Here is a 17401-nt window from a genome sequence, read left to right as displayed (position 1 = left end):
TCCTGCGAGGCGCTGCCTCTCGTCAATTCGATGGAGGAACAATGAAACACTATGTCCTCGCAAATGATCGCGCCGACCTGGCAAAGACCGCGCCGGAGGTGCCAGAAAGATTAAAACACATCGATGTTATCCTCAGCGACACGCGGGCGCTGGCATCGGCTGAAATCGTCGTCGAGTTCTATCAAGCACTGAACAGCCTGGTCGAAAACTGCTCTTACGTCGTCAATCTCCGGGTGTCCGGAAATGACTCGGTCGGCGGGCCTCTTTATTGGACAGGTCGAACGGCAATATTCTGGGGCGACCTGGAGAACAACTGGGACGTCTCCGGTCCGCGCAGAAGCTGGATTTCGCAAGTTCTCAACCTGTCTTCAAGGACCGTTCTGGTCGGCGGAGCTGTCCTGCTGCTGGTGCAATTGGGCAGAGCGGGCCGAAACATCGTTGCGGTTCATCCCAACTTTGCCGCGGCCGCGCTGGAAAGCGGATTGGAAAGCTGCGGTGCGGCAACCCATCTGGCCGCCGACGGGCACCCCCACAGCGCAACCAGCAGACTGAGCGCGTTGCGGCTGTTGTCCGAATTCGTGTCCATAGATCACGGAGAGCATATAGCGGACGCACTGCGCAGCTATATTGGTCTGACCGAACCCACGCAAAAACACGAAAGCAGGTTGGCTGCCCGGTTGGTGCACAGGGCAAAGGGTGATCTTTTGGTGGTGCGTACTTTGGATGCGATGCAGGAAAACATCGAAGATCCGATGACGATTTCCGATCTTTCCCGTTTGCTCAAAACCTCGACGCGGCAGCTGCAACGACGGTTCCTGAGCAAAACCGGTGCAAAGCTTCTTTCCACGTACAAGGAGCTTCGTCTGGAACGGGCGCAGAACCTGTTGCAGTTCACGAACATGTCGCAGATCGAAATCTCGGCAGCCACTGGTTTTTCATCGACCGTCGCTTTGAAACGTGCGTTTCAACGCTGCTACAAAACCAGCCCGGATGATGTGCGCGACCGTCGGTTCATGGGGTCGATGGCGCCGGAAGGATCCTAGCACTTCTTCGACGTGCGCAACGGGCGATACTATCGCGTGGGCAGTTTGCCCACGCAGCTTTGGTTTGGTTCACGCCGCAGCAATCTGGCTTGCCTTTTCCACCAGCACTTCGGCCTGACGGATCGAGGCGTAATCTATCAGCCGGCCGTCCAGCGAAACAGCGCCTTTTCCATCGGCTTCGGCCTCGGCCATGGCGACGAGAATGCGCTGAGCCTTGTTGACCTCGGCGTCCGACGGCGACATCACCTCGTTGGCAAGTGCGATCTGGCTTGGATGAATGGCCCATTTGCCCTCGCAACCCAGAACGGCGGCGCGTTTTGCGGCAGCCTTGTAACCGTCCGGGTCCTGAAAATCGCCAAAAGGTCCGTCAATCGGGCGCAGTCCGTTGGCGCGCGCCGCAACCACCATGCGGGCCAGTGCATAATGCCACATATCACCCCAATGGGTCTGGCGCCCACCGTCCGAATCCGTATCCGTCAAAACAGAGTAGTCCGGGTTCACACCGCCGATGATCGTGGTGCGCGCACGGGTCGAGGCCGCATAGTCGGCCACGCCGAAGTGCAGGCTTTCATTGCGCTTGGATGCTGCCGCAATCTCACTGACATTCTGCATGCCAAGCGCGGTTTCGATGATGTGCTCGAACCCGATCCGTTTTTTGTAACCCTTGGCGTCTTCGATCTGGGTCACCAGCATATCGACGGCATAGACATCAGCAGCCGTCCCGACCTTGGGGACCATGATCAGGTCCAGCCGTTCACCAGCCTGCTCGACCACATCGACGACATCGCGGTACATGTAATGCGTGTCCAGACCGTTGATCCGAACCGACATGGTCTTGTTGCCCCAGTCGATGTCGTTCAGCGCCTGAATGATGTTCCTGCGGGCTTGTTCTTTTTCATCCGGCGCAACAGCGTCTTCCAGATCAAGGAAAATAACGTCCACATCGGATTTGGCTGCCTTTTCGAACATTCCGGGTTGGCTGCCGGGTACGGCCAATTCACTGCGGTTCAGACGGGCTGGGGCTTGGTCAATGGAATGAAAACTCATGGGTTCGGGTCCTTCGTCTTACAGGTTCGGATAGATCGGGAAGCGTGCGCAGAGGTCTGCGACTTCGGCCTTGACCTTGGCTTCGACGGCGCCGTTGCCGTCTTCGCCATTGGCAGCCAGGCCGTCGACCACTTCGATGATCCAGTCGGCGATCTGGCGGAATTCGACCTCGCCGAAGCCGCGGGTGGTGCCGGCGGGCGACCCCAGTCGGATGCCCGACGTGATGGTCGGCTTTTCGGGATCAAACGGCACGCCGTTCTTGTTGCAGGTGATATGCGCCCGGCCCAGAGCCTTCTCGGTGGCGTTGCCTTTCACCCCTTTGGGGCGCAGGTCGACCAGCACCACATGGGTGTCGGTGCCGTGGGTCACCGTGTCCAGACCGCCCTTGATCAGCTGATCCGACAGCGCCTGCGCGTTGGCGATCACCTGCTTGGCATAGTCCTTGAACTCGGGCCGCAGGGCCTCGCCAAAGGCCACGGCCTTGGCCGCGATCACATGCATCAGCGGGCCGCCCTGAATGCCGGGGAAGATGGCCGAGTTCACTTTCTTGGCGATATCTTCATCATTGGTCAGGATCATGCCGCCGCGCGGGCCGCGCAGGGTCTTGTGGGTCGTCGTGGTCGCCACATGCGCATGGGGGAAGGGGCTGGGATGCTCGCCCGCCGCCACCAGACCGGCAAAATGCGCCATGTCCACGTGCAGATAGGCGCCCACCATATCGGCGATCTGACGCATGCGGGCAAAGTCGATCTGGCGCGGGATCGCCGAGCCACCGGCGATGATCAGCTTGGGCTGGTGTTCCTTCGCCAGCGCCTCGACCTGATCATAGTCCAGCATGTTGTCCTGCTGGCGCACGCCGTATTGCACCGCGTTGAACCACTTGCCCGACTGGTTGGGCCGCGCACCGTGGGTCAGGTGGCCACCGGCATCCAGGCTCATGCCCAGAATGGTGTCGCCGGGCTTGATCAGCGCCTGAAACACGCCCTGATTGGCCTGAGAGCCGGAATTGGGCTGCACATTGGCGAATTCACAGCCGAACAGCTGCTTGGCGCGGTCGATGGCCAGGTTTTCGGCAATGTCGACAAACTGGCAACCGCCATAATAGCGGCGACCGGGATAGCCTTCGGCGTATTTGTTGGTCATCACCGAGCCCTGCGCCTCCATCACGGCGGCAGAGACGATGTTCTCGGACGCGATCAGCTCGATCTCGTCGCGCTGACGACCCAGTTCCGACGTGATCGAGCCAAAAAGCTCGGGATCACGATCAGCAAGGGACTGGGTAAAAAATCCGTCTGAACGGTGCGGTGCATTCACTGGTCATATCTCCTTATAGAGGAACGCAACGCAGCCACGGCTGCGTTGGACGTCATTTTGTGATGTTTGAAGGTGGCCTCAGATCACGCGGTCCCGAGGTTCGCGGCCTTCGAAGAAATCGCTCAGGTTGTCGAGAACCCGAAACCCCATCGCCTCGCGCGCTTCGCGGGTCGCGCTGCCCAGATGCGGCAGCATGACCAGGTTGTCGCATTGCAACAGGTCCGGGCTGACACGCGGTTCACCATCGAATACATCCAATGCAGCGCCGCCGATCATGTCGAACATCAACGCCTGGATCAGGGCCCATTCGTCGATCACTTCGCCCCGTGCGGTGTTGATCAGAAATGCGTCAGGCTTCATCAGGTCAAGCCTGCGCGAATTGATCAGATGACGGTTGGCTGCGCCGCCCGGACAGTGCAGTGAAACGAAGTCACATTGCGGCAGCAGGTCGTCTATGGTGTCCACCTGCCTCGCATTGCATTCGGCGAGAACATCGGGCGATACGGCACTTCGGTTGCAAACCAGCACGTCCATGCCGAACCCGTGATGCGCACGGCGGGCCATCTCCTGTCCGATGCGGCCATATCCGATGATGCCCAGTGTCTTGCCGCTGACCTTGGTTCCGACCAGATGCGTGGGCCGCCATCCCGTCCACTGACCTGAACGCAGCTCGCGTTCACCCTCGCCCGCCCGACGCGCAACCATCAGCAAAAGGGTCATGGCGATATCGGCGGTGCATTCGGACAAAACATCGGGCGTGTTGGTCACGGTCATACCCAATTCGCGTGCCGATGGCTCGCAGATATGGCTGTAGCCGACACCGTAATTGGCAAGGATTTTCGTCTGCACACCCGGCACATCCAGTGCCTCGGCGCTCAGCGTGTCCGTTACGGTGGGCAGCACGGCGTCATAGGATTTCAACGCTTGCCGTATTTCAGCCGGGGACATGGGTTTGTCGCCGGTGTTCAAAACGGTGTTGTAGTTCTCGGCCAGCTGCGCCTCGACGGCAGCGGGCCAGCGACGGGTTACCAGAACCGAAGGTTTGACCATCACGCAGCCTCCATCACACGGGCGATCGTCTCACCGATCACGGCAGGGTTTTCGGCCACGGTGACACCTGCGGCGGACAGGATCTCGACCTTTTCGCTGGCGCTTTCGCCGAAGGCCGAGATGATCGCACCCGCGTGCCCCATGGTACGGCCTTTCGGAGCGGTCAGGCCAGCGACATAGGCGATCACGGGTTTGGATATGTGGTCGCGGATATATTCGGCGGCTTCCGCCTCCTGCGGGCCTCCGATTTCACCGATCATGGCGATGACATGCGTGTCTTCGTCGTCTTCAAACCGCTGAAGGATGTCCTTGAAGGATGAGCCGTTGATCGGGTCACCCCCGATTCCGACACTGGTCGAAACGCCGAGACCGCGCTCTTTCAACTGCGCTGCCGCCTCATAGCCCAATGTCCCCGAGCGGCCGATGATCCCTACATGTCCGGGAAGATAGATATGCCCCGGCATGATGCCCAACAACGCCTTTCCGGGCGAGATAGTGCCGGCGCAGTTCGGACCGGTCAGAACCATGCGCTTTTCTTTCGGATAGCGATACATGTACCGCTTCACCCGGATCATATCCTGTGCCGGAATGCCGTCGGTGATGCAGACGCAATAGCGGATGCCGGCATCCGCGGCCTCCATGATCGAATCCGCGGCGAACGGTGGCGGAACGAAGACCAGGCTGGCATCTGCGCCGGTGGCTTCGACGGCCTGTTTTACGGTGTCAAAAACCGGAACGCCTTCGACGGTTTCCCCACCCTTTCCGGGCACGACGCCACCCACCACGTTTGTGCCATAGTTCAACATGTCCTTGGTGTGGAACCGCGCCATGCGCCCGGTGATGCCCTGCACGATGACACGCGTGTCACGATCGAGAAGAATGCTCATTACACAACCCTCATTTTGGTGCCTTGGGTAAGGTCGTTTTTCCACGCGCCCACAGCGCGTTCTGCCGCCTCCATCAGCGTCGTGGCGCGAATGATCGGCAATCCGGATTTGGCAAGGATCTTCTGGCCTTCTTCGACATTCGTACCGGCCAGCCGCACGACGACCGGAATATCGAGGTCAAGTTCCTTCAACGCCTGCACGACACCTTCAGCCACCCAGTCGCAGCGGTTGATACCGGCGAAGATGTTGACCAGAATGGCCTGAACATTGCCATCCGACAGAACCAGCCGGAACGCCTTGGCCACCCGTTCAGGCGACGCGCCCCCCCCGATGTCGAGGAAATTTGCAGGCTCGCCGCCTGCCAGCTTGATCGTGTCCATAGTGGCCATCGCCAGACCGGCGCCATTGACGATGCAGCCGATATTGCCGTCGAGCCCGACATAAGACAGCCCGCGATCCGCAGCGCGGCTTTCGCGCGGGTCTTCCTGGCTCTTGTCGCGCAGTTCGGCGATCTGGGGGTGGCGGAACAGAGCGTTGTCGTCAAAGCTCATCTTGGCATCCAGCGCCAGCACCCGATCATCACCGGTGATGACCAGCGGGTTGATTTCAACCATCGTGGCGTCGAGATTGCTGAAGGCGGCATAACAGCCCTGCAACGTCCGCACCATTTGCTGGATCAGTTTGGCTTCAACCCCAAGATTGAAGGCGATTTCACGGGCTTGAAACTCCTGAAGCCCGACGGCAGGTTCCACGATGGACCTGACAATGCTGTCGGGGCGGTCGGCCGAGATATCCTCGATCTCCATCCCGCCTTCGGACGAGGCGACAATCATCACCCGCTGGCTGGAGCGGTCCAGAACAAAGCCAAGGTAGATTTCGCGATCAATCGGCACGGCGGCTTCGACATAGACACGATAGATGCCTTTGCCTTCAGGACCTGTCTGATGCGTGACCAGCTTGCGACCGAACAGATCATCGCAAGCCTTGTAGATTTCATTTTCGCTGTTGCAGAGCTTGACCCCTCCGGCCTTGCCGCGCCCGCCCGCATGGACCTGCGCCTTGACAATCCATTTGTCGCCCCCCAGTTCGCGCGCCCGATAGGCCGCCTGTTCGGGACTGTAGGCAAGCGCGCCCGCGGGCACGTCGACGCCGAATTTCGAAAGAACTTCTTTCGCCTGGTATTCGTGGATATCCATCTGATGTGCTCCTGTTTACGCAGCTATCGAAGTGCCGTAACGGCTTTCCAGCAGAGCTTCGATCGCGTCCTGATCGACCTCTCCGCCCAGCTCACGAATGGCTTCGGCGAACAGGCGTACGATCTGGCTGACGGCCTCGCGATTCAATTGATTGAGGATGCCGATGCGCACCTGCACCGGTTCGCTCAAAGTGGGCCAGATGCCAAACCCGCGGGCGCGGCAGTTCTGCACCAGTTCCATCTCGCGGCCAGAAAGCTCGGAAGGCAGGTTGAGCACGATCAGACTGGGCATGTCCGAGGTGACCTCGCACCCCATCTCGGTCACCGCGTCCCGAAGAACCTTTTCATGCGTCCGGTAAGACATCGACCGCTTGGCCAGACCTTCCTGCAAGGTCAGGCGCAATGACTCGTGGAACGCCGCCACCGCATATCCGGAATGGGTCCGGTGGTAGGTTCCCTTTTCCACGTCCTGCCCATCGACGATGCCCCAGTGACGGGCCTCGAAGATCGGATTGTGCACATAGGTATAGGCACCTGTGGATTTCAGCGCCTCGATATAGGCATTGGTAAAGCTGACAGGGGCATAGGTCAGCGGCAGGCAGCACAGGCCTTTCTGCGGACAGGAAGCCCAACCTGCCACACCCGGATAGTCATCGATCGAAAAGTCTTCGACACCCAGTGACGAGACCGCATCGACCAGCCCCATCGCCCCATGACGTTCACACGCGTCCGAGAAACCGCGCAGATCGTTCACCCTGCCCGATCCGGTTTCCCAATGCGCCATGAAGGCCCATTTCGGCTTGTGTTCGGCCAGAGTGGCTTCAACCAGTTCAGCCGTCACCGGCTGGCCATGTGGAACCTCGACGACCGTGACGCTGGCCGCCTGTGGGTCAAGCGGGCTGGCCGCGTGCTCGGCGGGCGTTGCCGCCTTGATCCGCAGCGTCAGCGCGTCGATCCCCGAGAATGTGCCGTTGGTGAAGGCCACAACCTTGTCGCCCGGCATGACGGCCGAGAACATGGTGTCCAGAGCGCTCCAGCCGGTACCCGCGACAGCGAATGTATAAGCGTTTCCAGTGCCCCAGATTTTCCGCAGCATGTGCTTGCATTCGATCATGCCCCTGAGGACATCGCCCTGCATGTGATCGGCGACACCTGCGCCGGCGAAGGCTTTCAGGACACGCACATCCGTGTTGCCCGGCCCCGGCCCTGCGGCAAGGGTCTCGGGAATTTCGAGCGGAGGGAAAATCTGAAAGGTCATGGCTTGCATCCTCGGCTGTTGGCCGGGCATTGCGGCCTGATGTGTTAAGATGTCGACCAGAAAACGCGAGCTTGCCCAACGGCGCAACGTAACTTACTACTGCTTTTGGATGTCTAAAAGTATGGGGTTCTACCCACCCGTATTGGTAAAAATACCAAGGTATACCGAAAACACCCCCATTCTTTTGGGTGGTTTTTTAGAAAGTCAGGGCAAAATCATATGGTTGAAACATCGGGCAAACCCATCGACGTCATGCTTGCTGACAGCAATCCGCTGGTTCTGTCTGCCATGTCGGAGATATTCGAACGTGATCCGCGATTCTCTCTGGTTGCCACGTCGGCGACGGCAGAAGGATTTCTGGGAACGGTGATGCGGATACCTGTTCAGGTCGGCGTCGTGGACTGGACGCTTTCGGCCCTGGGCGCCGCCAAATTGATCGAAGTGTTGCGCGATCAGGCCGATGCACCGCGCTTTGTCATCTATGGCGATGCCTCCGGAGATGTCCCGCGATTGGCCATGCAGGCGGGTGCCGCTGGATTTGCTGCCCGCTCGGGCGAGGTTGACGTGCTTCTTGAGACCTGTGCCGAAGTGGCAGCAGGTAAGATGGTGTTTCCGTTCATCGACGTCCGGAAAATGAAACAGGATCCGATTCAAAGCCTGTCGCGCAAGGAACGCGCCATTCTGGAGGCCTTGGCGCAGGGGATGTCGAACCGGGAACTGTCCAGGGAACTTCAGATATCCACCAACACGGTCAAGTTTCACCTGTCAAATATCTATGAGAAGCTGAACGTCAAAAACAGAACACAAGCCATTGCGTTTTTCTATTCGTCCCATCGTGGCGCGGACTAGACGAAAAGAACAGAGAGCCCGGATGACTGAAATCAAAATAAACGTTGTCGGTGCCGGGCGGGTCGGCAAAACGCTGATCCGCCTTCTGGATGGCACTGATGGCTGCCGTATCCAGGATGTTCTGAGCACATCCTTTCAGTCGGCAAATGAAGCCGCCCGATTATCCAGAACCGGGCGCGTTGCAGCAAGCTATGCCGATTTGCGACCCGCTGACCTGTGGATCATATCAGTGCCCGACACGCAAATCTCTGCGGTGGCCCACGAATTGAAAGAGGCCTTCGAGAACCAGGAAACAACCGGGATGCGTTCAGTGGCGTTCCATTGCAGCGGCTATTTTCCTGCCGATCAACTGGCGCCGTTGCGCGGCCTCTCGTGGTCTCTGGCCAGCGTTCACCCCGTCCTGTCCTTCGCCGATCCACAGGCCGCTGCCGCGCAATTCAAACAGGCGTTGTGCGGGTTGGAAGGCGACGAAGACGCCACAGCGTTCATTCAGCCGCTTCTGGAAGGATTGGGAGCCACCTGTTTTCCCATCCGGTCTGAAAGCAAAAGCCTGTATCATGCGGCCGCGGTGATTTCGAACAACTTCGCCGTTGTCTTGCAGGCCATCGCCCGCGAGGCGTGGGCCAAGGCGGGCGTGCCGGACGAAACTGCCCGCAAGCTCAACGCTGGTTTGTTGAGTAGCACAGTCGAAAACGTCAACCTTCTTGGCCCGCAAGCTGCCCTGACCGGTCCAGCGGCAAGAGGGGACGAAAAAGTCGTTGCCCAGCAGGGCGCGGATGTAGCGGCGTGGCACCGCGACGCAGGTGAAATCTACAGGCAAATGAGCCTGCTGGCGCAGAAACTGAAGGCAACAGGCTTCACGAAGTAATCGCCAGGTCCATTGCTGGAAAGCACTTTGGAACCTGCGCTCGAAACGCGTCGCGGAAAAGGCGGGCCCGCGCGTTTCTTTTGCGAATCCCTGAAACATGTTACGTTGGGTCAACTTTCAAGATTTGTTTTTTCCTGGCACCCAGTTTCTTGCAGCGCTTTCCAACGAGGTGACTTCATGTCCGACTCCAGCAGTGAGCCCCCGCGCATTACGCTGTCCCTTCCATCCTCTCGACCAAATCCCACGATCTCGGCGGAACTATCAGGATCGGCCGGTTTTACTGCTGACAGCATTGACGATCTCAGGCGCGTCGAAGCCGAGAAACTCAAGGCGTTGCGCCGTGGTGTCGGTATCGACCTGTCCGCCGAAGTAATCAACGATCTGGTCGATCAGCGCGTACAGGCCACCGGTGCAGTCTTTCGACAGCTTGAAACCATTCGCAAGGATCTGGCCGACGGATTTCTGGGCGCTGTCGTCCCAACCCTTGCCCCGAAACTGCGCGGAGAACTGATCAATCCCGACGGCACCCCCGCCGAGCGGGTAATCGTCGAAGCGCTGCGCCCCACCTTTACCGCCAATGAAGGTATCGACAACGCGGATTTTTCCTGGGCTGTAAAAGCCGCCGTTACGGATGCGCGGGGCCTGTTTTCCCTTGATCTGCCCAATCTGCGGCTGCCGCAAAACGGCCTGAGATTGCGGATCCGCGGGCAGAACACCACTCTGACCGAAGCAGTGCCGCGCATTGACGCATTGGATGGCGAACTTGGTCTCGTGGTGCTGGATCGCACTGTCCTCCCTTTGCAGCGCTCGATCCTGGGTGAGCTGGCCGATATTCTGCCGGTAGACCCCGAGGATGCGGAAGAAAACATATCCGACTTCACCGGCACGCAGGCCCCTATCGTACTGGGCGAAGGTGACTGCGCTTCGGAATACCGAACCGAAGGAGGCACGGTTTCCCGGCGGCGTTATTCGGTTCTCTATCGGCTGATCGACCCGCTTGTCGGGCCGAAAAACATCGTTCGTACCCGCCCCGTTGGCGGCAATCGCTTTGTCACGACAATCCCGGGCAGCACATTTGCGCAGGCCAATCTTTCTGCCGAAACACTTTTGAACGCTTTCAACAATGACGGCGGAGACTGGGATTTTCGCGACCGGATTCCAATCGACGAGCCCATTGATGTAGAGGATTTCTTCGAAGATCTTGAGCAGCGCCCGCAGGATGTGCCAAAGGCCTCCAGCCTTGCGCTCGGCTATATCGCCAAGATGCGCTCGACCGCCGTTCACGCCGGAATGTCATTGGGGCGTCTGGTCTATTCCCTGCCGCTTGCCCCGGGCGAGGAACAGCGGATCGTCGTTTCGGAACAGCGCGAAACCCTGACCGTGCGCGAACGCGAAAGCCTGACCTTCGAGGAACAACAGGAATTCGAAGAAGCACGCGACACTTCCTTCAACAGTACGTTTGAAACCGCGCTCGATGAAGTGATCCGCGGTACGTCCTCCTTCTCGACCAAGGCGTTCACAAAAAGCTTCGGGGGGGCTGGTGGCATTGGTGGCGGTTTGTTCGGCGGCATCGGGGCCATAGTGGGCGGGGTCGGTTTCAGCGGCGCGCGTTCCAGTTCCAACTCGTCAGGCAGTTCGTCCAACACGCAGAACACGTCACGCGATTTTCTGTCCGACACGCACGAGACATTCTCGGCCGCGCTGGAACGGGCCGCTTCGGTCAAGCGAAGTTCGGCCCGAACCAGCGTTCGCACAGCCACGGCAAGTGATCGGCGGACGGCGACAACAAAATTCGTGGCCAACCGCAACCACTGTCATGCAATGACGATGCAATGGTTCGAAGTTCTGCGCGACTTTTCCCTGGAAACGCGGATCGAAGGGGTGCAATTGGTGGTCTTCGTTCCCATGCAGCTCATCCGCTTTCGCCGCCTGGGGCAAGGCGATCAACTGCCGGGCAATGTCAACCGGTCAGGATTGCTGCATCGATACAAAGTGATCCTGCGCCACGCAGACGTTTTCCGCCGGGTGTTCCGAAACCGTCGCAGGTTCCGCACCGCGCTCAAACTGCTGGAAGAGTTTTATGCGGACAAGGACGCGACACCGCAAAATGCTCCGGGTGTCGCTCAGGACATCGTCAGCTTCGAGGCTCAGGGCACTTTCATGCCCAATGATGATATATCCGCGGTGATCTTCACGCAGGATGGCGACCGCGTTGGGCCAGTGCCCCTGACCGGATCGCCGATCGATATCGACAACCTGCATGACTTGCCTGCCGAGACACGTGAAAACCTTCTGGTTCGGCTGGCTGACGCGCGCCGTGATCCAACGAAACGGCGGACTTATACCGGATCCGTGGCTTTGCCCCGCTCGGTCGAACGTTCGGACATCGCCCGCGTCGAGTTGCGCAGGCGGACGGGCTCTTTTGCCTATTCATTCTATACCGGCCCCGACCCGATCAACATCTTCAACATTTGGGAACATATCTCGAACCTGGAAGATGCCGATGATCTGGATCGCGCCACGCGCAACATCAACCGGAGCCTTCACACGACGATTTCAGGCTCGGATTTCGACGATCTGGTCGGCGCGCCGATGATCAGCGAGTTCGAAGCGCGCATGAACGAAGACGCACAGACCATCGTTGACGACAACACATTCCAGGCATTGCCTGCAACCCTGCCCTATTCCGTACAGGAAGTGCCGGACGTGCTGTCGCGTCGTGATCTGCGGCGGATCGAAGAAATGTATCAGCATATCGTGGCCGACACCGTTCGCTATTCTCGCGTGATCTGGGCCAGTATGACGGATGAAGAACGGGCCATCCTGCTGGAACGTTTCACGATTGGCGTGCCGGATGGCGGGTTGGATGACGCCTCAAGCGAAATATCGCTGCTCAGCACGGTCCAGAACAAGGTGCTGGGGTTCTATGGCAACGCGATGATCATGCCCTTCTCGATCCCGCCCGATCTGGCCGACAGAATGGAGATGCGGACCGGCGACATTCAGGACAGTCTGCTGGCCTTCCATCGGGAAGACTTCCGGCCACCGCGCCGCACGATCTCGCTGCCGACCCGGGGGCTGTTGGGCGAGGCCGTTCTGGGCCGCTGCAATTCCTGCGAGATGATCGACCATCGCCGCTTCTGGAACTGGCAGGACAGCCCGACGCCACCCCCGGTTGGTGACACGCCGGTCCTGCCCGCGGACAGTGATGCAATCTTTGGCACCCGTGCGCCATCGGACCTGCCGGCCAATCAACCTTCGAACACGCTTACCATCGCAGGGGGCGACATCGGCACAGGCCAGGCCGTGCCCACTTCGCAACTGGCCGAGATCCTCAAGGCCGCGCCTGATCTTGCACGGGCGGGAACCGATCTGACGGGACTGAAAGAGTTGCAGGCGCAACTGGCCCTTGAAACGCAATCGGTCGCCGCCGGTCGGGACAAGGCCATAGACACGGCGACGGATCTGACCAAAGAGCTTGTCGGCAAGGCCACTGAGCTTGCCGGCAAGGGCCAGGAGATCGCCGCGGCCCGCAAAGAGGAAGAAGCCAAAAAACAAGCTGCCGAAAAGAAAAAGTCAGCTGCCGACAATGCCGCAAAGATCAAGGGGTTTGAGGATATCGCCAAGAACGCCTCGGGTGTTTCTGCGCTGATCGGCGGGCAACCGGATGGCAACCGGGCGGCCTTCACGCAAAACCTGTTCAAGGATTTCCCCGGCGGTGCCGCCGCTCTGGCCAATCCCTCCAACACGTTGCTTCTGGCCAAGCTTTTCGGGGCCTTTACCAAAGCCAATACGGATGCGGATGACGGCAGCGCAACCAAGGCCGGCAGCCAATCCGTTCTGGATTTCCTCAATGGCCTGAGCGCCCCTGCGGAGGACGACGATGAGTGACACCAGCACGAATGCAACCGCCGAACCCGGCATCGATGAAAGCCTTGCCGAGGCGATCATCAATATTCTCGAAACCACCAATTCTCCGGCGATACAGCGCGCCCGAGAGGTGATTGCCCACAGGCTTGCCATCGCAGGCGACATTGCCCCATCCCGCATCCCTGCGCCGCGCAATATCACCGAGATCGGCGGCTACATAAATCTGCTGAGCGAGTATGGAGAGGCCGAACAGCGCGCGCGCATGATCGCAGCCGCTCTGGGCATAGCGGGGCCGCAGATTTCGCTGCCACAGCCCGGTGCCGTTCCACCGCTGTCCTTTGTCACCCGTGATGGCGCCCGACCTGCGGGGCCGCAACAACCCAGCTTCCCGTTGACCTATACGATCCGCAGCGACTTTGTTCCGGCCTTTGACAATGCGGTGCAGGAAATCACGATCCGTGGTGGCGCGGTTCCGATTTTGACACCTGTCAGAACACTGCCTGCTGCGGGGTCTGCTCCCGCAACAGACGGCTCTGCGCAGCTGGCTCTGATCGGCCGAACACTCAGCCTGGCGCCAACTGCGGCTTTGCACGCCGTGGCAACCGATCCCCTGTCGCTCAGCCGCCCGACTGCTGGTGGCGGTTTCGAGGTATTGGTTCGGGTCATCGACGCCGCCGCTCCGATCGCCGGAACCATCGCGGCGGCGGACTGGACCAGTTGGGAATGCGATGCCGCTGCCTGTACCGAGGTCGACAGCAATGATGCGCGCTTTGCGCTCACGCCGCTGCTGAACGCCGCCGGGTGGCACCAGCCCGCTGATCCCGGCAATCCGACCAGCCTGTCAAATCCCGGAACCTGGGCTGAATGGCGCAATATCACCGGGCTTGTGCCGGGCGTCACGCGGTTTGCGGATGAGCTGCAACTGCTTTATTCCGCTGAAATGCTCATCACCTCACCGGTCTTCAATCAACTGGACAATGTCTGGACAGGAAACGAGTTCGCCGCGCCATAGCGCGGCTGCCTGAAATGCAGGAAAGTGATTTGGCAGAGCACCCTTCATGAGGTTCAATGCATTCAGGAGGTCAGCCATGCAAAACCCGGAACGTTTCGAGAAATTCTATTTCGCCAAAGTCGGCATGGGCGAAGCCTGTGGCTGTGCCGAGCGGATAATCGACGTGTTCGAATTCAACCGCAAAGGCGGTGCGCAATCCAGGCAACCTGTGAAACAGGACAGGCGCAAACGCGGGTCTTTTCGGGCATGGGCGGTCAGATATGGGCTGATGAGCCGTAAGCGCACATAACCGAGGCCTGACGACGCACTGGGCTTGCTGTCGGATTCATGGCCAGGCTCAGGCGGTGTGATTGCATTTCTGAAACCACCATGTCCGGTTATCGCGGGAACAGTTCAGACCGGCACCGGCTTCCCGTCGCGAAGATCCAGTTCATCGGGTGCCAATTCCAAGCGGAACGCCGGCGAATGACTGACAAGCAGAATCGCCTGTGGCAACGCGCGCAGGATTTCCAGCAGGCGCGCTTCGTTTTTCGTATCCAGCGCATTCGTCGGTTCGTCCAGCAACAGCACTTCGGGATCCATCGCCAGAACCGTCGCCAGTGTCACCAGCCGTTTTTCACCGCCTGACAATTTGTGTGTGATGCGGTTCTTCAGGTGTATCAGGTCCAGATCGCCCAGAACTTTGTCGACAATGGCAAGCGCTTCGTCACGGGTCTTGCCCAGATTGAGCGGCCCAAAGGCGATGTCTTCGGCGACGGTCGGGCAGAACAGCTGATCGTCCGCATCCTGAAATACAAGCCCCACCCGGCGGCGCACTTCGTGGAAATCGGCCTCTTCCACGCGTTTCTGACCAAAAACGGTGACGGTGCCAGAACTCGGGCGCTGCAACCCAAGCGTGATGCGCAGGAGCGTCGATTTTCCCGCACCGTTCGGACCAGTCAGAGACAGGCGCTGCCCGGCATTCAGGCTCAGGCTGGCCCCGTCCAGAACGGGTGGCTGGCCGGGGTAGGAAAAACAGATGTCTTCTAGCGCGATCAGTGTCATGCGAATTCCAGAATGATCAGACCCAGGCAGAGACCGCTGAAACCAGCCGCAAACACAATGTCCGCGCGGGTCAGGGCAAATTCCTGAAGCAACGGCATACGCCCGGAAAACCCCCGGCACTTCATCGCGGCCAGGATGCGTTCCGATCTTTCGATCGCGCGCACAAGCATCATGCCCACAAGGTAGCCAAAGCTGCGATATGTGTGCCAGTTTGTTGCTGGCCGAAAACCGCGCACCTTCATGGCGGCGCGCAAGCGCAGGTATTCTTCCCGCAACACCTCGATATACCGGATCGTGAACATCAGCAGGTAAACCAGCTTTTCCGGGCACCGCAGACGATGCAAGGCGTGACCCAGAGTGACTGGCTCCATCGTGCCGACCAAAACCATCAGGGACAGGATCACGGCATTGGCGGTCAAAGCAATCTCGACCGCTTTCCAGAAACCCTGCCAGCTTGCGGGGAATCCCCAAAGCGTGAACATCGGGGCTCCGGGCATGGAAAAGGGCAGCAGGACCAGCATGAACAGGATGAACCCATCCATCATGGCCATTCGCTTCAACGTCTTTCGCCACGGCAGACGGGAAACTATCAGAAGCGAAAGCGACACTGTCAGCGCCACGCAAAGCGCGCCGAGGGATGACAGCGCCACGGTCACGACAGCAAAAGCAACCGCCATGACGATACGCATCCGGGGATCCAGCTGGCTGATCAGACCGTCCGGCCCGTCACCGGCTTCGGCCAGTGTTTTTTCTTGGTGCCCCAGAACGTGTGCCATCAGGACGCCAGCTTGCGGCGGGCCGCCATGTAAAAGCCCAGACCGAACAGACCAACGATGTACCCGATCCCGCCAAGGATGGTTTGCAGGTCATTCTGTTCGCGATAGGCCGCAATCTCGCGCCTGAGCGGGCGCAATTCATCACGCACGGCTTTGGCGATAACCTGCTGTTCTTCGACGCTGAGAGAAGCCGCCGAACCGCTGGCCGGTGTCAAAGCAGCCGAAGACGAGTCTCCGGTTTCTGCCACGGCAACACCCAGAACCCGCGCGACATCTTCGGCAGACATCGTGACTTCGGCCACATGCCCGGCGCCAAGGTCAGCAAAGAAGGTGTGCGCCACGGCCGAGGTCGGCGTGTAGACAAAGAAACCGTCCGCATCCGTGACCGATCGACCCAGCTCGGCCCCGTCCGGGCCGGTGACAATGACCTCGGTCCCGCTTGCCATATCACCGTTGGAAAAGCCGATCTCGCCCTCGATCACGTCTCCCGACTCGAAAACGCCGGCTATGACCTTGTGCGCCAGGGCAGGCACGGGCGCACAGCACACAGCCAGTATGACAACCAGATGTTTCATGTGGTTGCTCCTCTGAAAAACAGTTCGGGCTTGACCTTGCGCGCCAACAAGACGGCGAACCCGGTCAAAATCGCCTCGATGGCCATGACTGGAATATGGGCGAAGAAAACAAGCTTGGCAGCGGGCAGGAACTCATCCCCCGACAGCGCCAGGGAAATCGCGACCATGCCGGTTGTCGCCGCAATTGCAAATGCGCCGCCGACACCACCCCAAATCGCACCATGCAAAGGTGTCCCGCGCGCGATCAGACGACCGAACAGCATTCCGGCCACCACCGCGGGCAGGGCGATATTGACGGTGTTGATCCCCAGCACCGTCAACCCGCCAAAGCCGAAAAAGACCGCCTGTAACAAAAGCCCGACGAACAAAGCCGGGAATGCGGCCCAACCAAGCAGCAGCCCGGCCATGCCGTTGAGGATCAAATGGACCGACGACGGACCAATGGGTACGTGGATCAACGATGCTACGAAGAAACTGGCTGACAGCACACCGGCAGTGGGGATGCGATCAAGATCCAGAGACCTGAGACCCATGGCGATCCCGCCCGCGGCCGCTATGGCGCCGCCAACAACAACCGGGTTGGAAAGGGCTCCGTCGACGATGTGCATTCGGG

General features: G+C 59.6%; 16 protein-coding genes. 6 read left to right on the top strand and 10 right to left on the bottom strand.

The window, feature by feature from the left end:
* The first annotated feature begins 41 nt into the window (after positions 1 to 41).
* On the top strand, positions 42 to 1043 hold the full coding sequence (locus NOR97_RS17630; protein WP_257601336.1) for a helix-turn-helix domain-containing protein: 1002 nt from the start codon (positions 42 to 44) through the stop codon (positions 1041 to 1043).
* Positions 1044 to 1112: 69 nt separating this feature from the next.
* On the opposite strand, the gene NOR97_RS17625 is transcribed toward NOR97_RS17630, so the two are convergent.
* The 6 genes from NOR97_RS17625 to NOR97_RS17600 form a co-directional block, all read right to left on the bottom strand.
* Entirely contained in the window at positions 1113 to 2090 is a 978-nt protein-coding gene (locus NOR97_RS17625; RefSeq protein WP_257601335.1) for a CoA ester lyase, read from the bottom strand.
* Between the two features lie 18 nt (positions 2091 to 2108).
* A complete protein-coding gene (gene glyA / locus NOR97_RS17620) occupies positions 2109 to 3404 on the bottom strand; it encodes a serine hydroxymethyltransferase (RefSeq protein ID WP_257601334.1) in 1296 nt (431 codons plus the stop codon).
* 78 nt (positions 3405 to 3482) lie between these two features.
* Positions 3483 to 4454 (bottom strand): D-glycerate dehydrogenase, encoded by a 972-nt coding sequence (locus NOR97_RS17615; RefSeq protein ID WP_257601333.1) that lies wholly within the window; start codon positions 4452 to 4454, stop codon positions 3483 to 3485.
* Positions 4454 to 5341: a succinate--CoA ligase subunit alpha gene (gene sucD / locus NOR97_RS17610; RefSeq protein WP_257601332.1), complete on the bottom strand. Its 888-nt coding sequence runs from the start codon at positions 5339 to 5341 to the stop codon at positions 4454 to 4456. Before sucD ends, NOR97_RS17615 begins: the two co-directional genes overlap by 1 nt.
* Positions 5341 to 6537: a malate--CoA ligase subunit beta gene (locus tag NOR97_RS17605; protein WP_170347444.1), complete on the bottom strand. Its 1197-nt coding sequence runs from the start codon at positions 6535 to 6537 to the stop codon at positions 5341 to 5343. Before NOR97_RS17605 ends, sucD begins: the two co-directional genes overlap by 1 nt.
* Positions 6538 to 6552: 15 nt before the next feature.
* A complete protein-coding gene (locus tag NOR97_RS17600; protein WP_257601331.1) occupies positions 6553 to 7794 on the bottom strand; it encodes an aminotransferase class V-fold PLP-dependent enzyme in 1242 nt (413 codons plus the stop codon).
* Between the two features lie 219 nt (positions 7795 to 8013).
* Here NOR97_RS17600 and NOR97_RS17595 point away from each other — a divergent pair, with 219 nt between their 5' ends.
* The 5 genes from NOR97_RS17595 to NOR97_RS17575 all read left to right on the top strand — a co-directional run bounded on the left by NOR97_RS17595 (position 8014) and on the right by NOR97_RS17575 (position 14682).
* On the top strand, positions 8014 to 8643 hold the full coding sequence (locus NOR97_RS17595) for a response regulator transcription factor (RefSeq protein WP_257601330.1): 630 nt from the start codon (positions 8014 to 8016) through the stop codon (positions 8641 to 8643).
* 22 nt (positions 8644 to 8665) lie between these two features.
* The gene (locus tag NOR97_RS17590; protein ID WP_257601329.1) at positions 8666 to 9511 is read left to right on the top strand and encodes a Rossmann-like and DUF2520 domain-containing protein; all 846 of its coding nucleotides are present in this window, start codon (positions 8666 to 8668) and stop codon (positions 9509 to 9511) included.
* Between the two features lie 177 nt (positions 9512 to 9688).
* A complete protein-coding gene (locus tag NOR97_RS17585) occupies positions 9689 to 13402 on the top strand; it encodes a hypothetical protein (RefSeq protein WP_257601328.1) in 3714 nt (1237 codons plus the stop codon).
* On the top strand, positions 13395 to 14393 hold the full coding sequence (locus tag NOR97_RS17580) for a hypothetical protein (protein WP_170347448.1): 999 nt from the start codon (positions 13395 to 13397) through the stop codon (positions 14391 to 14393). The genes NOR97_RS17585 and NOR97_RS17580 overlap by 8 nt, the downstream gene beginning before the upstream one ends.
* 76 nt (positions 14394 to 14469) lie before the next feature.
* Positions 14470 to 14682: a hypothetical protein gene (locus NOR97_RS17575; protein ID WP_170347449.1), complete on the top strand. Its 213-nt coding sequence runs from the start codon at positions 14470 to 14472 to the stop codon at positions 14680 to 14682.
* Between the two features lie 104 nt (positions 14683 to 14786).
* On the opposite strand, the gene NOR97_RS17570 is transcribed toward NOR97_RS17575, so the two are convergent.
* From NOR97_RS17570 to cbiM, 4 genes are read right to left on the bottom strand one after another with little or no spacing between them, the layout of a single operon-like run.
* Positions 14787 to 15437: an energy-coupling factor ABC transporter ATP-binding protein gene (locus NOR97_RS17570; protein ID WP_170347450.1), complete on the bottom strand. Its 651-nt coding sequence runs from the start codon at positions 15435 to 15437 to the stop codon at positions 14787 to 14789.
* Entirely contained in the window at positions 15434 to 16213 is a 780-nt protein-coding gene (gene cbiQ / locus NOR97_RS17565; RefSeq protein WP_257601327.1) for a cobalt ECF transporter T component CbiQ, read from the bottom strand. Before cbiQ ends, NOR97_RS17570 begins: the two co-directional genes overlap by 4 nt.
* Entirely contained in the window at positions 16213 to 16788 is a 576-nt protein-coding gene (locus NOR97_RS17560; RefSeq protein WP_257601326.1) for a cobalt ABC transporter permease, read from the bottom strand. Before NOR97_RS17560 ends, cbiQ begins: the two co-directional genes overlap by 1 nt.
* The gene (gene cbiM / locus NOR97_RS17555; protein ID WP_170347453.1) at positions 16785 to 17396 is read right to left on the bottom strand and encodes a cobalt transporter CbiM; all 612 of its coding nucleotides are present in this window, start codon (positions 17394 to 17396) and stop codon (positions 16785 to 16787) included. The genes NOR97_RS17560 and cbiM overlap by 4 nt, the downstream gene beginning before the upstream one ends.
* Positions 17397 to 17401: the final 5 nt, after the last annotated feature.

The organism is Ruegeria sp. YS9 (assembly GCF_024628725.1).
In the GTDB taxonomy this organism is placed as follows: Bacteria; Pseudomonadota; Alphaproteobacteria; order Rhodobacterales; family Rhodobacteraceae; genus Ruegeria; species Ruegeria atlantica_C.
This window is presented reverse-complemented; position numbering and strand designations above follow the sequence as displayed.